Genomic DNA, 13,914 nt, shown 5'->3' on the forward strand with positions numbered 1-13,914 from the left:
AACGGGATTGGTACATGGCCGACCAGAATGTGCCACCGCGCCGGCTGCGGGACGACCGCGGCTGGGACGGACGACAGCACCCCACCCCGGACGGTTACCGCGACCATGGCACGTCCGACCCCTACGGCCCGTCCGGCCACCAGTCGAACCCCCCGTACCCCGACGCTCCCCCCGCCCCGGCCGGCCCGGATCCGCAGTACGCGCCCGCCGCCCCCGGGTCGGCCCACCGCGGCCCCCAGTGGGTCGGCCCCGACGGCCTCGGCCGGCCGGCCCGGGCCGCGACCGCGACCACCGGCTACGGACTGCCCAACCTGGACGATGACGACGACCCGGGCCGCCGGGCAAGCCGGCGGCGCGCCCTCGCCGCCCTCGGGGGCACCGCCGCGGTGGTGGCCGGCGGCGCCGTCCTGGCCATGACCCCGCAGGTGCGTGGACTCTTCGGCGGCGACGCCCCGGTCGGTGACGCCACCGGCACCACGGCCACCGACGGCACCCCCGCCCGCCCCGGCGGCCAGCAGCCGAGCACGGTGCGCACCTACACCGAGCAGAACGAGAGCTACATGGGCTCCCGGGCCGGCGCGGCGCTGAAGAAGAACAGCCCCTCCGGTGGGCGTACCTTCGCCGGCCCGGCCGCCGCCGCCGAGGCCACCGAGGTCACGGTCAAGACCGTGCTGGCCAAGGACCCGGTCCGGCACCTGGCCAGCCGGGCCACCTTCGGCGCCACCGCGAAGCTGACGGCCGACATCAGGCGGCTCGGCATCGACGCCTGGATCCGCCAGCAGTTGGAGCCGGAGAAGCTCGCGCCCAGCCCGGCGGAGCTGAAGCTGGCCGACCTGCCGACGCTCAAGCTGAGCCCGCGGCAGCTCCGGGACCAGCGCGACGCCCTCAACGAGCGGGGCGCGCAGCCCGAGCGCGAGGTGGTCGACGCCACCATCGCCCGGCAGATCTGGTCGGAGCGCCAACTCTTCGAGGTGATGGTCGACTTCTGGAACGACTTCCTGCACCTCGCCGCCGACTTCGACGGCGGCGAGGTGTACCGCGCCTCGTTCGACGCCGACGTGGTGCGCAGGCACGCGCTGGGCAGCTACCCGGAGATGCTGGTCGCCGCGAACAAGCACCCCGCGCTGCTGCTCTACCTGAACCAGAACGACTCCCGCGCCGACGCGGTCAACGAGAACCTGGCCCGGGAGAACCTGGAGCTGTACTCGGTGGGCGTCGACGGCGGCTACACCGAGAAGGACGTCCGGCAGGCGGCCCTGCTCCAGACCGGCCGCGGCGTCGACGACGGCAGGTACGTCTTCCGCCCGGAGCGGCACTACCTGGGCAAGGTGAAGGTCCTCGGCTTCTCCCACCCGAACAACTCCGACGACCCGAAGAAGGCCGACGCGGCCATCGACGCGTACCTCGCGTACATCGCCCTGCACCCGTCGACCGCGAGGTACGTGGCGCAGAGCCTGGCCACCCGGTTCGTCTCGGACACCCCGCCGAAGTCCCTGGTGGAGCGCCTCGCCAAGACGTACTCGGCCAACCAGGGCATGATCAAGCCGATGCTGATGACGCTCTTCAGCTCCTCGGAGTTCTGGGCGTCGGTGGGCCAGAAGGTGCGCCGGCCGATGGAGTACCTGGTCGCCACGTACCGCACCCTCGGCGTCTCCCCGCAGGCGGCGCCCGGGTTCAAACAGGGCGACAACAGGCGCACCGCGTTCGCCCAGGGGCTGCGGCAGATCCACGACAAGATGCGCGAGCTGGGCCAGTACCCGATGGGCCAGCCCACCCCGGACGGCTACCCGGACGTCTACGTCGCCTGGACCTCGGCCGGCACCATGGTCAACGGCTGGAACGAGGCCGGCGAGCTGGTCGGCGGCGGGCGCACCCAGTTCACGTACCCCAAGCCGGAGAAACTGGTCGCCCGGCCGCCGGCCACCGCCGGGGCGTACGTGGACGCGCTGGCCCAGCGCCTGGTGCACCAGAAGCTCAGCGCCCGGGAGCGGGAGCTGGTTCTCGACGTCGCCGGGGTCTCGGCGAGCACCAGGGTCGACGCCACGTTCAACGGGGCCGTCGCCGCCGTCGCGCGGACGATCCTCGCGTCCCCCCAGCACCACCTCCGGTGAGGCATCCGATGGAGAAGACTGTGCACTCGTTCCCCCTGCACCCCGAATGCCCCGACCTGCGGCGGCTGGCCGACAACCCGGCCGAGGCGCTGCTGCGGGCGGAGGCCGACATCGTCGCCGCCGAGAACGCCGCCGAGGCCGACCGCTACCGCCGGCTGGAGGACCTGGAGGAGGCCCAACAGGACGGCCGGGGGATCACCCGGCGCACCTTCGTGGCCGGGGCCGCCGCCACCGCCACCGCCACCGCGCTGGCCACCGCCCAGTTCGTCACCGCCTCCGCCTCGTTCGCCGCCACCAGGACCGGCACCCTGGTCCACGTCTTCCTCTACGGCGGGCTGGACGGGCTGAGCCTGGTCGCCCCGGCCGACGACCCGGTGCTGGCCAAGGCCCGCCCCGACCTGCTGCTCGGCGACGACTCCCTGGCCCTGGGCCGCGGGTTCAAGCTGACCAGCGCGTTCAAGCCGCTGGAGCGGTGGCTCAGGGCCGGCCAGCTCGGCTTCGTCCCGGCGGTCTCCGACGAGCGGCTGTCCCGCAGCCACTTCCAGGCCGCGGACGCCTGCAACCTCGGCGGCCTGCCCAGCGAGACCGGCGGCCGGGGCTGGCTGGACAGCCTGGTCGACAACCTCGGCAAGGGCACCGCGTTCCGCAGCGTCGGCATCGGCAGCACCCTGCCCCGGTCGCTGGTCGGCACCAACGGCGCGTTGTCCATGAACAGCGTCGGCTCGCTGCGGCTCAACGGCGAAGAGAAGTACCGGGCCGCCACCGAGAAGGCGATCAGGGGCCTGTTCACCGGGATCAACCACCCGGTCGAGGAGGCGGTGCAGGACGGCCTCGGCGCGCTGGCCACCGCGCAGAAGCTGGCCGCGAAGCCGTACCAGGCGGCCGAGGGCGTCACGTACGAGGGCGTCGGAAACGCCTTCCAGCAGCTCGCCCAGCTCATCAAGGGCGGGGCGAACGTCCGGGTGGCCACCGTCGGCATGGGCGGCTACGACACCCACGAGAACCAGGGCACCCGCTCCGGCGGCCAACTGCACCGGCGGCTGAACGAGCTGGCCGCCGCCATGGCCGCGTTCTTCACCGACCTGGGCGACCGGGCCGCCGACGTGACGGTCATGGTGTCCAGCGAGTTCGGCCGCCGGGTCGCCTCCAACGGTGGCGGCACCGACCACGGCCACGGCGGGGTGGTCACCGTCCTGTCCGGCCGCAAGCTCGCCGGCTCGCTGCTCGGCACCTGGAGCGGCCTGGACGAGCTGGACTCCGGCGACGTGCCCGAGTACAACAACATGTTCAACGTGTACGGATCCGTCGCCCAGGGCCGGTTCGGGCTCACCACCGCGCAGGTGGACAGGATCTTCCCCCGGCAGAAGTTCACCCCGATGAAGCTGTACGCGTGACGCACCAGCACGCCCACCGCCTCCCGGGCCACCTGCACGCGGTGGTCACGGACGACGCCCGCTGCCTGCACTCCACCCGCCTCCCCCTCCTGACCGGCTGACGGACATGGCCCCCACCGCTCGCCGCGATCATGGACCCACGGCCCCGGAGATGCGGCTTTTGCTCCGGTATGGCCGGGCCCGAACTGCAAGATCGCGGAGGGTGGGGGCGGTCAGCCGGCGGGGCGGCGGCTGCCGGCCGGGTGAGCGCCTCCTGGCCGGGGGCGGCCGGGGCGGGAACCGGACGGACGGGTCGGCGGCCAGCGGTGCCCGCGTCGGTGGTGCGGTGGCGGTTCCGCGCCGTCGGGTCGGCGTGCCGCGTCATCCCTGCTGGACATCACACCCCCGCTCGGGGCGCTGTCGCCCCCTCGTCCGGGTCAACGACGTCCCGGGCCGCCGGGACGCTGCCCGGGGCGCGTCGGCTCCCCGACAGGCCGGCCCGTCGGCGTCGGGGATGTGGCGGACGGGTTCACCAACCGCGCCGCGGCAGTGGCAGGTGGTTGGGGAGCAACTCGGGGGTGAGCGTCACGCCGGTGGCCCGCAGGGCGTCGACCAGCACGTTCTGCACCAGGTAGGAGTCCGGGAGTTGCCAGCGCGCCTGTTCCGGGGCGACCGCCCAGCGGACCGTGCCCTCCGGCAGCCGGGTCGGCGGCGCCGGGATCCACGAGCCGGCGCCGTGCCGGACCACGTGGAAGCAGTGCTCCAGCTCCGGGCGCAGCGGGTCGCCGGGGCGGACCAGGAACATCCACCGTCCGGTCGGCGTCACCACCACCGGGCCGCGGACCCCGAAGCCGGCCGGATGGGTCCCCACCGCGTCGAGAACCCCCCGCCCGAGATGGGCCGGCACCTCCAGCACGTCGAACGCCCGTCCGGTGGGCAGCAGCACGCCGTGCGGGCGGCTGCGCCACCAGGTCGCCACCCGCGCCGCGTCGGTGCTGGCCGCCCGCTCCCAGTCCTCCAGGGCGGGATGACAGCCGACGGTGGGACAGCCGGCCCGGCCGCACACGAAGCGGCTGCGGGCCAGGCACGCGCCCGGGGTCACCTCCCAGCCGTGGACGGCGTAGCGGACGGCGACCCGGCGCAGCCGGACCCGTTCCAGCGGCGACAACTGCGCGACCCGCGGCCCGACGTTCCCCCACATGCCTTCGAACTCCTCTCGCCCGGACCGGTAGGTGCCAGGTCGCTTGTCGAGCGCCGTCACTGCCGTATCCCGCGTTCGTTGACTTGACGGAACGGCTGGTGCAATTTGCACGAAAGCTACGAGTACTGCCCGCACGGCCGACGTACTGGCTGTGCGACCAGCGAAAACCTGGGGACGAACGGACCACCGTACCGTCCGCACGGTCGCCGCCGAGGCCAGCCGGCCCGGCCAGGGGAGGGATGGGACATGGACGAGTTACCCATAGGCCGGCGGGTGGCGTACTGGCGCGGGCGGCGCAAGATGTCCCAGCAGGTCTTCGCCGACCGGCTCGGCAAGTCCAAGAGCTGGGTGGACAAGGTCGAGCGCGGGGTGCGCCGGCTGGACAAGTTCTCCGTCCTCTACGAGATCGCCGACATCCTCCAGGTCGACGTGCAGTTGCTGCTCGGCAAGGACCCGGAGCGGCGCACCGACGCGCTCAACTGCATCGACCAGGTCGAGGTCCAGGAGATCCGGGCCGCCCTGGAGCGGTACGACTCGATGAGCGCCTACTTCGACGCGGCCCCGTTCCCGCCGCCGCTGGTGGACATGCGCAAGGCGGTCAACCACGCCTGGCTGACCTACCAGTACGGCCGCTACGGGATGCTCACCCGGGCGCTGCCGAAGCTGCTGCGCGACGCCCAGGCGGCGGACGCCGGCCACGGCGGCGACCAGGCCCGCGACGCCGCCCACCTGCTCGGCCAGGTGTACCAGATCGCCTCCTCGGTGCTGCGCAAACTCGGCGAGTGCGACCTGGCCTGGCTGGCCGCCGACCGGTCGATGGCGGTCGCCCAGCGGGCCGACGACCAGCTCCTGGCCGGGATCGCCACCACCCGGGTCTGCAACGCGATGGTCGCCATGGGCCGGGCCCGGCCCGCGCTGGAGCTCAACGTCAACATCGCCAACCGGCTGGCCCCCGGCGGCGCCAACGAGGCCACCCCGGACCGGCTCTCCGTCTACGGGATGCTGCTGCTCCAGGGCGCGATGGCCGCCTCCCGGCTCGGCGACTCGGCGACGGTGGACGACCTGATCAACGGCGCCCAGGAGGCGGCCGTCCTGCTCGGCGGCGACCACAACCACTACTGGACCTCCTTCGGACCGACGAACGTCGAGCTGCACCGGGCCGCCGCCGCCGTGGAGCTGGGCGACGGGGGGCGGGCGGTGGAGGTGCACCACCAGCGCATCCCCGAGCCGTCCTTCAACGGCCTGCTGCCCGAGCGGCGGGCCCACCACCTGCTCGACATCGCCCGGGGCATGGCCCAGATCGGCGACGTGGCCGGCGCCGGGGAGATGCTGCTGCGCGGCGACCGGCTCGCGCCCTCGGAGATCCGCTGCCGCCCGATCGCCCACGAGGTGATGTCGGACGTCCTGCGTCGCACACGGGGTGCGCCGCCGCCGCCGATTGCGGAGTTGGCTGAGCACATGGGAGTGGGAGTATGAGCGCGTCGGGGGTCGGCATGAACGGCCCGCACCGCAGCAGCGAGCGCCGTGGGGTGCTCTACGTCATCGCCTGCGGGTCACCCCTCGCCGGTCACGTCGGCCGCCTGGTCGAGCTGGCCCAGCAGGACGGGTGGGAGGTCTGCGTGGTCGCCACGCCGGACGGCGCGAAGTTCGTCGACCGGCCGGCACTGGCCCGGCAGACCGGCCACCCGGTCCGCAGCCGGTACAAGGACCCGGGCGACCCGGACGTGCTGCCGCCGGCCGACGCGATGATCGTCTGCCCGGCCACGGTCAACACGGTCAACAAGTGGGCGGCCGGGATCACCGACACCCTCGCCCTCGGCCTGCTGGTCGAGGCCCAGGGCAAGGGGGTGCCGATCGTGGCGGTGCCGTTCACCAACGCCGCGATGGCCGGGCACCCGGCCTTCCGGACCAGCCTGGCCCGGCTCGCCGAGTGGGGGGTGGACGTGGTCTTCGGCGACCACGTCGTGCCCCTGCACCCACCCGGCGCCGGCGAGCGTCACCTGCACGCGTTCCCGTGGGGCGCCGGCCTGGCGGCGCTGCGCGACCGGTGCCGCCCGGTCACCCCAGCCGCCTGATCGAGAAGCAGGGGCCCCTTGCCGACGGATTCCGTTGCACCGGGGGCCCCTGTCCACAGCCGCGGCCCTGACCTACGGCGCGCGCCGGTAGAGTGGCCCGCCGTGAGCACAACCCCGACACCGCCGACGGTGGCCGACGTGGTGGCGACGCTGCACCGGCACTTCCCGCCGGCCTGGGCTGAGGACTGGGACCGGGTCGGGCTGGTGCTCGGCGAGCCGACCGCCGAGGTCCGCCGGGTGGCCTGCGTGGTCGACGTCGTCCCTGAGACCGTCGCCGAGGCCCTCGCCGCCGGGGCGGACATGATCGTCGCCCACCACCCGCTGCTGCTGCGCGGGGTCTCCTCGGTCGCCCCGACGACGTACAAGGGGCGGATCGTCCACCAACTGATCAAGGCCGACGTGGCGCTCCTCGTCGCGCACACCAACGCCGACGTGGCCGACCCCGGCGTCTCCGACGCGCTGGCGGCCCGCTTCGGGCTGACCGGGATGCGCCCGCTGCACCCCCCGGCCCCGGGCACCCCGGCGGCCGGCCCGGGCCGGGGGATCGGCCGGATCGGTGAGCTGCCCCGGCCGATGACCCTCGCCGAGCTGACCCGGCACGCCGCCGTCGTGCTGCCCGCCACCGCCTGGGGCGTCCGCGCCGCCGGCGACCCGGCGCGGACGGTGCGTACCCTTGCGGTCAGCGGCGGATCGGGGGACGCGTTCCTCGGCGCGGCCACCGCGGCCGGCGTCGACGCCTACCTCACCGCCGACCTGCGCCACCACCCCGCCGGCGAGCACCTCGCCGCCGGGGGACCGGCCCTGCTCGACGCCGCCCACTGGGCGACCGAACGACCCTGGCTGGACGACCTGGCCGCCCTGCTCCGGGCCGAGCTGGGCGTCGAGACCATGGTGTCCGACCTGGACACCGACCCGTGGACGGTGCACGCCACCGCGCCCGGCGCCGGCCCGGCACCCGCCGACCCCACCGCCGACCCCACCGCCGACCCCGCGCCCGGCGGCGCCGCCCCGGCCTCCGCCGCCGACCCCGACCCCGCCTCCGCGCGGACGACAAGGAGCCCCGACCGTGAAGGCTGACCCCAAGGTCCAGCGCCGCCTGCTCGACCTCCAGGCGATCGACACCTCCCTCGCCCAGCTCGCCCACCGCCGCCGGTCCCTGCCCGAGCGGGCCGAACTGGAGGCCCTCGCGCGGGAACTCTCCGCGCTGGAGGACGAACGGGTCCGCGCCCAGGTGGCCGTCGACGACCTGGACCGGGACATCGCCCGGCTGGAGAAGGACGTCGACCAGGTCCGGGCCCGCAAGAACAAGGACGAGGCGCGGCTCGCCGTCGGCACCGGACCGGCCCGGGAGCTGGAGGCGCTCCAGCACGAGCTGGTCTCGCTGAACCGCCGGCAGAGCGACCTGGAGGACGCCGAGCTGGAGCTGATGGAGCAGCGGGAGACCGCCCAGGGGGTGCTCGACGGCATCGAGCGGCGGGCGGCCGAGGCGCGGGAGCGGCGCGCCGCGGCCGAGCAGCGCCGCGACGAGGCCCTCGCCGAGATCGCCAAGGAGGAGGAGTTCAAGCGGACCGCCCGCCAGCCCCTCGCCGGCGACCTGCCGGGCGACCTGGTCGCCCTCTACGACAAGATCCGCGAGGACAGCGGGCTCGGCGCTGCCCTGCTCACCGGCGCCCGCTGCGGCGGCTGCCGGCTGGAACTCTCCGGCGCCGACATGGCCCGCATCCGCAAGGCCGCCCCGGACGAGGTGGTCCGCTGCGAGGAGTGCCGTCGGATCATGGTCCGCACCAACGAGTCCGGGCTGTAGGCGCGATGACGGTGCGCGCGGTCGTCATCGAGGCCGACGGCGGATCCCGGGGCAACCCCGGCCCGGCCGGCTACGGGGCGGTGGTCCGGGACCCGGACAGCGGCGAGGTGCTGGCCGAGCGGTCCGAGGCGATCGGCACCGCCACCAACAACGTCGCCGAGTACCGGGGGCTGATCGCCGGGCTGGAGGCCGCCGCCGAGCTGGGCGCGGCCGAGGTCGACGCCCGGATGGACTCCAAGCTGGTGGTCGAGCAGATGTGCGGGCGCTGGCAGATCAAGCACCCGGGGCTGCGTCCGCTCGCCGCGCAGGCGGCGGCCCTGGTCGGCCGGTTCACCGCGGTCCGCTTCCAGTGGATCCCGCGGGAGCGCAACCGGCACGCCGATGCCCTCGCCAACGCGGCGATGGACGTCGCCGCCGGCCGGCCGGCCCGGGCCGCCGCACCGGCCCCGGCCGCCGAGCCGCCGCGCGAGGTGGCCGCCCCGGACTCGCCCGCCCGGGCCCGCGCCCGCGAGGCCGCCGCCCGCGCCGCCACCCGGGGGGCCGGCTCCGACCCGGCCACCGTCCCCCCGTCCTGGGAGCCGCGCCCCAGCGACACCGCCACCCGGCTGATCCTGGTCCGGCACGGCGAGACCGAGTTCACCGAGCAGCGCCGCTACTCCGGCCGGGGCGACGTCCCGCTGTCCGCGCGGGGCCGGGCCCAGGTGCGGGCCACGGCCGCCCGGGTGGCCGCCCTCGCCCCGTCCGTCGCGGCCGTGGTCAGCTCGCCCCTGTCCCGGTGTACGGCGACCGCCGAGGCGATCGCCGGGGCACTCGGCGACGTCCCGGTACGCACGGTCGGCGACCTGATCGAGTGCGACTTCGGCGCCTGGGAGGGGCGTACCTTCGCCGAGGTGCGCTCCGGCTGGCCGGGGGAGTTGGACGCCTGGCTCGCCTCCACCCGGGTCGCCCCGCCGGACGGTGAGTCGTTCACCGAGGTCGCCGCCCGGGCGGCCCGGGCCACGGACGCGCTGCTTGCGGCGTACCCCGGGGAGACCGTGGTGGTGGTCTCGCACGTCTCGCCGATCAAGCTGGTGCTGCGCGACGCCCTCGCGGCCGACGACACGTTCCTGCACCGGCTCTACCTCGACGCGGCCGGCATCTCCGTCCTGGACCGCTGGCCCGACGGCGGCATAGCGGTCCGCTCGATCAACGACACCGCCCACCTCCCCACCCCCTAACCCCCCACCCCTCCCACTCCGGCGCACTTTCCCGGAAAGAGTGGCCATTCCTCGGCGAATGGCCACTCTTTCCGGGTATTTGCGCGGGGTTTTCCGGGCGGTTTGCGGCCGTTCGGCGCAGGCGGGGAGCCGTTCGGCGCATCGGGGGCCGTCGATCGGACGTGGCGGGGGTCACGTGGTCGTAGCGTGCGGCCGTCACTGGCGAGTTACGACCTCCCGGAGGTGTGTCGGATGGCTGCACCCGAACCGGAGACGCCCGGCTCGGCGTCGTCCAGGGCGAAGGACCACAGCCCCTGGAACTGGTTGCTGTTCATCCCGATCGTGGTGCCGCTGGTTCCGGTGTTCTTCAACGCCGACTCGCCGCGCCTGCTCGGGTTCCCGCGCTTCTACTGGCTGCAACTGAGCTACATCCTGCTCGGGGTGGCCACCACCACGCTGGTCTACCAGCTCACGAAGAAGCGGGGTGGCCGGTGAGCGCGAGGAGTGAGCCGGGCCTGCGAGCCCCGCAGTCGCGAACGAAGGTGGTGCAGTGATGTGGCGCGACCACCTGACCGAGATCATCGTCTTCACGGTGCTGTTCCTGCTGGTCAGCGCCATGGGCTTCGTCGCGGCCCGGTGGCGGGCCCCGAAGGACATGGCCCACCTCGACGAGTGGGGGCTGGGCGGGCGCAGCTTCGGCGGCTGGATCACCTGGTTCCTGGTCGGCGGCGACCTGTACACGGCGTACACCTTCGTGGCGGTGCCGGCGCTGATGTTCGGCGCGGGCGCGGCCGGGTTCTTCGCCGTGCCGTACACCATCGTCGTCTACCCGCTGGTGTTCCTGGTGCTGTGCCGGCTCTGGTCGGTCTCGCACCGGCACGGTTTCGTCACCCCGGCAGACTTCGTCCGCAGCCGGTTCGACTCGCCGGTGCTGGCGCTGGTCGTCGCGATCACCGGCATCGTCGCCACCATGCCGTACATCGCGTTGCAGCTCGTCGGCATCGAGGCGGTGCTCAAGACCATGGGGGTGACCGGCGACGGCGCGGTGGCCCGGCACCTGCCGATCATCATTGCGTTCGCGATCCTGGCCGCCTACACGTACCAGTCGGGGCTGCGCGCGCCGGCGCTGATCGCGTTCGTCAAGGACTCGCTGATCTACATCGTGATCCTGGTGGCGGTGCTCTGGCTGCCGCAGAAGCTGGGCGGCTGGGGCGGCATCTTCGACGCCGCCGAGGCGAAGTTCGCCGCGTCGCCGAACCCGAACGACGGGGTCCTGCTCAACGCCAACAACCAGCTCCAGTACGTCACCCTGGCGTTCGGCTCGGCGCTGGCGCTGTTCCTCTACCCGCACAGCATCACCGGCGTGCTGGCCAGCCGGAACCGGGGCGTGATCAAGCGGAACATGTCGGCGCTGCCGGCGTACAGCCTGGTGCTGGGGCTGATCGCGCTGCTCGGCTTCATGGCCATCGCGGCGGGGGTGAAACCGCTGCCCGGGGCGAGCGCCGGCACCGTGGACAGCAACACGGTGGTGCCGGTGCTGTTCGACCAGCAGTTCCCGGACTGGTTCGCCGGGGTCGCGTACGCGGCCATCGGCATCGGGGCGCTGGTGCCGGCGGCGATCATGTCGATCGCGGCGGCGAACCTGTTCACCCGCAACATCTACAAGGAGTACCTGAGGCGGGACGCCACCCCGGCGCAGGAGGCGAGCGTCTCGAAGATCACCTCGCTGGTGGTGAAGGTCGGCGCGGTGGCCTGCATCGTCTTCCTCGACCCGCAGTTCTCCATCGACCTCCAGCTCATCGGCGGCGTGATCATCCTCCAGACGCTGCCGGCGGTGGCGCTGGGCCTCTACACCCGCTGGTTCCACCGGGGCGCGCTGGTCGCCGGCTGGGCGGCCGGCATGGGCCTGGGCATGTGGATGCTCTACCAGATCCCCAACCCGGCGACGAAGCGGGCGCACTTCGGCGGCTCGGCGTTCCCGCTGGGCGAATTCGGCCTCGACACCACGAAGACGATCTACGTCGGCATCGTGGCCGTGCTGATGAACCTGGCGGTCGCCGCCCTGGTCACCCTGGCCCTGCGGGCCGCGCGGGTGGCCGCGGGCACCGACGGCACCACGCCGGACGACTACTTCGCCGACGAGGGCGATCCGCGCGTCACCCCCGGGCCCACCCGGGACGCCGACGCCGCCCCCGAACCCGTCGCCTGAGCGGGTGCGGATGCGGGGCGGGCGCGGAAGGGCCCCTGGTCGGTCCGGGGGTCCTTCCGCGGGTTCGTCCTGCTCCGCGGATTCGTCCTGGTCTGCGGGTTCGTCCTGCTCGGCGGGCAGGGAGGGGGGTGGCCGGCTCAGCGGCGGGTGCGGTTCTCCAGCGCCCGGTTGAGCCGGGCGAGCAGGTCGGCGAGGGTGTCCCGGTCCCTGGGCGTCCAGTCGGCGAGGATGTCGCCGTAGAGCCGGGTGCGGGCCGTCCGCACGGCGGCCATCCGGTGCAGCCCGGCCGGGGTGGGGGAGATCATCGTGCCCCGGCCGTCGGTCGGGTCGGGGGCCCGGTCGATCAGGCCGTCCCGCTGCATCGCCGCGACCTGCCGGGTGACGGTGGAGCCGTCCAGGTTGAGCCGGGCGGCCAGCGCCGAGACGTTCTGCGGCCCGGCCGCGGCCAGGTGCCGCAGGATCACGTACGCCGCGCGGTCCAGCACCCGGTGCTCGGCGCTGCCGGTGGCCCGTCGGGTCGCCTCGCCGAGGCGCATCAGCATCGCCACCTCGGTCTCGATCCGCCCGAGGACGGTCTCGTCCGGCCCGCTTCCCGTGGTGTGGTCGTCGCTCATGCCTGTATGATACAACGGAATTAACTGTAGAATACAGCTATCTGGGAGGCGGAGTGGATCGGCGTACCGAGCCCAACCGCAGTGCCATCTACGCCACCACACTGGTGGCCTTCCTCGCCATCGCCGGCATCGCCGTGGTCGACCCGATCCTGCCCGCCATCGGCGAGGCCATCGGGGTCACCGCCTGGCAGGTCGAGCTGCTGTTCACGGCGTACATCGCGGTGATGGCCGTCGGGATGATCCCCGCGACCCTGGCCAGCGGGAGGTTCGGCTTCAAGCTGGTGCTGATCACCGGTGTCTCGGTGGTCGGCCTGGCCGCCATACTCGCCTCGTTCAGCAACGACATCGTCCAGCTCTCCGTGCTGCGCGGCGTGTGGGGGCTGGGCAACGCGATGTTCTTCGCCACCGCCATGGTGGTGCTGGTCAACCTCGCCAACGACCGCGAGTGGGTGGTCGGCCTCTTCGAGGCCGCGCTCGGCCTCGGCTTCGCCGTCGGCCCGCTGATCGGCGGCCTGCTCGGCCAGGTGAGCTGGCGGCTGCCGTTCTTCGTCTGCGGCGTGTTCATGGTGCTTGCCCTGGCCATCGCGTCCCGCAAGCTCCGTGAGCCGGCCAACCGGCAGGCGCCCGTACGCGTCGGGCAGATCTTCTCGACCTACCGCAAGCCCGCGTTCGTCACGCTGTGCGTGGTCACCGCCGCGTACAACTTCGTCTTCTTCGTGGTGCTCGGCTACACGCCGCTCTTCCTCGGCCTGGACGTCGTCCCGCTGGGGCTGGCGTTCACCGGCTGGGGCCTCGGCCTGGCCGCCGGCATCCTGGTGATCGGCCACCGGCTCGCCCACCGCATCGGCGCCGTGCAGACCGTCGGCGTGGCCATCGCCGGGCTGCTGGTCTGCATGGTCCTGTTCGCCACCTCGACCGGCACCGCCATGTCGCTGGTGGTGCTCGTGATCTCCGGCCTGTTCATGGGCCTGGCCAACGCCAACCTCACCGACCTGGCGCTCGGCCTCGGCTCCGGCGACCGCCGGGTGACCACCGGCGCGTTCAACCTGGTCCGCTGGGGCGCCGCCGCGCCCGCCCCGATCATCGCCGGCAAACTCGCCGAGCACAGCCTCGCCCTGCCGTTCTGGGTCGGCTTCGGCGTCCTCGCCGTCGGCGTGCTGGTCTACCTCGCCTTCGCCCACGTGATGGCCGCGGGCTACGGCGAGCGGGTCCTCTGGTCCCGGTGGAACCGGGCCGCCGCCGGCGCCGAGCACACCCCGGAGGAACCGGTCGGCGAGGCGTACTGAGCCGCCGCTGAGCCCGTGCCCGGGCCCGCCCCCGGTCGGCACCGG

Annotated in this window: 12 protein-coding genes; 10 read left to right on the forward strand and 2 right to left on the reverse strand. The window is 73.7% G+C overall.

Features of this window, described 5'->3' with window-relative positions; all coding sequences use genetic code 11:
- Positions 1-14 precede the first annotated feature (14 nt).
- Together OOK41_RS10995 and OOK41_RS11000 are read left to right on the forward strand one after the other, a co-directional pair.
- Positions 15-2,111, forward strand: coding sequence for a DUF1800 domain-containing protein (locus OOK41_RS10995; RefSeq protein ID WP_266264365.1), 2,097 nt, complete (start codon positions 15-17; stop codon positions 2,109-2,111).
- 8 nt (positions 2,112-2,119) lie between these two features.
- Positions 2,120-3,505 (forward strand): DUF1501 domain-containing protein, encoded by a 1,386-nt coding sequence (locus OOK41_RS11000; RefSeq protein WP_266264367.1) that lies wholly within the window; start codon positions 2,120-2,122, stop codon positions 3,503-3,505.
- Between the two features lie 508 nt (positions 3,506-4,013).
- On the opposite strand, the gene OOK41_RS11005 is transcribed toward OOK41_RS11000, so the two are convergent.
- The gene (locus OOK41_RS11005) at positions 4,014-4,685 is read right to left on the reverse strand and encodes a bifunctional DNA primase/polymerase (RefSeq protein WP_117669059.1); all 672 of its coding nucleotides are present in this window, start codon (positions 4,683-4,685) and stop codon (positions 4,014-4,016) included.
- Between the two features lie 246 nt (positions 4,686-4,931).
- On the opposite strand from OOK41_RS11005, the gene OOK41_RS11010 reads away from it, so the two are divergent.
- The 7 genes from OOK41_RS11010 to mctP all read left to right on the forward strand — a co-directional run bounded on the left by OOK41_RS11010 (position 4,932) and on the right by mctP (position 11,969).
- Positions 4,932-6,161: a helix-turn-helix domain-containing protein gene (locus OOK41_RS11010; RefSeq protein ID WP_117669058.1), complete on the forward strand. Its 1,230-nt coding sequence runs from the start codon at positions 4,932-4,934 to the stop codon at positions 6,159-6,161.
- A gap of 17 nt (positions 6,162-6,178) precedes the next feature.
- Positions 6,179-6,760, forward strand: a complete 582-nt coding sequence (locus tag OOK41_RS11015) for a flavoprotein (RefSeq protein WP_117669085.1) — start codon at positions 6,179-6,181, stop codon at positions 6,758-6,760.
- Positions 6,761-6,862: 102 nt separating this feature from the next.
- Positions 6,863-7,837 (forward strand): Nif3-like dinuclear metal center hexameric protein, encoded by a 975-nt coding sequence (locus tag OOK41_RS11020; protein WP_266264369.1) that lies wholly within the window; start codon positions 6,863-6,865, stop codon positions 7,835-7,837.
- The gene (locus OOK41_RS11025) at positions 7,827-8,564 is read left to right on the forward strand and encodes a zinc ribbon domain-containing protein (RefSeq protein WP_117669056.1); all 738 of its coding nucleotides are present in this window, start codon (positions 7,827-7,829) and stop codon (positions 8,562-8,564) included. The genes OOK41_RS11020 and OOK41_RS11025 overlap by 11 nt, the downstream gene beginning before the upstream one ends.
- Positions 8,565-8,569: 5 nt before the next feature.
- Complete coding sequence (locus OOK41_RS11030; protein WP_266264370.1) at positions 8,570-9,781, forward strand: bifunctional RNase H/acid phosphatase; 1,212 nt, start codon at positions 8,570-8,572, stop codon at positions 9,779-9,781.
- A gap of 231 nt (positions 9,782-10,012) precedes the next feature.
- Positions 10,013-10,255 (forward strand): DUF3311 domain-containing protein, encoded by a 243-nt coding sequence (locus tag OOK41_RS11035; protein WP_266264371.1) that lies wholly within the window; start codon positions 10,013-10,015, stop codon positions 10,253-10,255.
- 58 nt (positions 10,256-10,313) lie between these two features.
- Complete coding sequence (gene mctP, locus OOK41_RS11040) at positions 10,314-11,969, forward strand: monocarboxylate uptake permease MctP (RefSeq protein ID WP_266264372.1); 1,656 nt, start codon at positions 10,314-10,316, stop codon at positions 11,967-11,969.
- Between the two features lie 137 nt (positions 11,970-12,106).
- Here mctP and OOK41_RS11045 read toward each other — a convergent pair whose 3' ends face one another.
- Positions 12,107-12,583, reverse strand: coding sequence for a MarR family winged helix-turn-helix transcriptional regulator (locus OOK41_RS11045; RefSeq protein ID WP_266264374.1), 477 nt, complete (start codon positions 12,581-12,583; stop codon positions 12,107-12,109).
- 53 nt (positions 12,584-12,636) lie between these two features.
- On the opposite strand from OOK41_RS11045, the gene OOK41_RS11050 reads away from it, so the two are divergent.
- Positions 12,637-13,869 (forward strand): MFS transporter, encoded by a 1,233-nt coding sequence (locus OOK41_RS11050; protein ID WP_117669051.1) that lies wholly within the window; start codon positions 12,637-12,639, stop codon positions 13,867-13,869.
- Positions 13,870-13,914 lie beyond the last annotated feature (45 nt).

The sequence above is a fragment of the Micromonospora sp. NBC_01655 genome, from assembly GCF_026339755.1.
Lineage (GTDB): Bacteria > Actinomycetota > Actinomycetes > Mycobacteriales > Micromonosporaceae > Micromonospora.

Excerpts from the sequence above, each read along its gene's own strand:
- OOK41_RS10995 (WP_266264365.1), top strand. The coding sequence starts at position 15 with ATGGCCGACCAGAATGTGCCACCGCGCCGGCTGCGGGACGACCGCGGC.
- OOK41_RS11000 (WP_266264367.1), top strand. The coding sequence starts at position 2,120 with ATGGAGAAGACTGTGCACTCGTTCCCCCTGCACCCCGAATGCCCCGAC.
- OOK41_RS11005 (WP_117669059.1), bottom strand. The coding sequence starts at position 4,685 with ATGTGGGGGAACGTCGGGCCGCGGGTCGCGCAGTTGTCGCCGCTGGAA.
- OOK41_RS11010 (WP_117669058.1), top strand. The coding sequence starts at position 4,932 with ATGGACGAGTTACCCATAGGCCGGCGGGTGGCGTACTGGCGCGGGCGG.
- OOK41_RS11015 (WP_117669085.1), top strand. The coding sequence starts at position 6,179 with ATGAACGGCCCGCACCGCAGCAGCGAGCGCCGTGGGGTGCTCTACGTC.
- OOK41_RS11030 (WP_266264370.1), top strand. The coding sequence starts at position 8,570 with ATGACGGTGCGCGCGGTCGTCATCGAGGCCGACGGCGGATCCCGGGGC.
- OOK41_RS11035 (WP_266264371.1), top strand. The coding sequence starts at position 10,013 with ATGGCTGCACCCGAACCGGAGACGCCCGGCTCGGCGTCGTCCAGGGCG.
- mctP (WP_266264372.1), top strand. The coding sequence starts at position 10,314 with ATGTGGCGCGACCACCTGACCGAGATCATCGTCTTCACGGTGCTGTTC.
- OOK41_RS11045 (WP_266264374.1), bottom strand. The coding sequence starts at position 12,583 with ATGAGCGACGACCACACCACGGGAAGCGGGCCGGACGAGACCGTCCTC.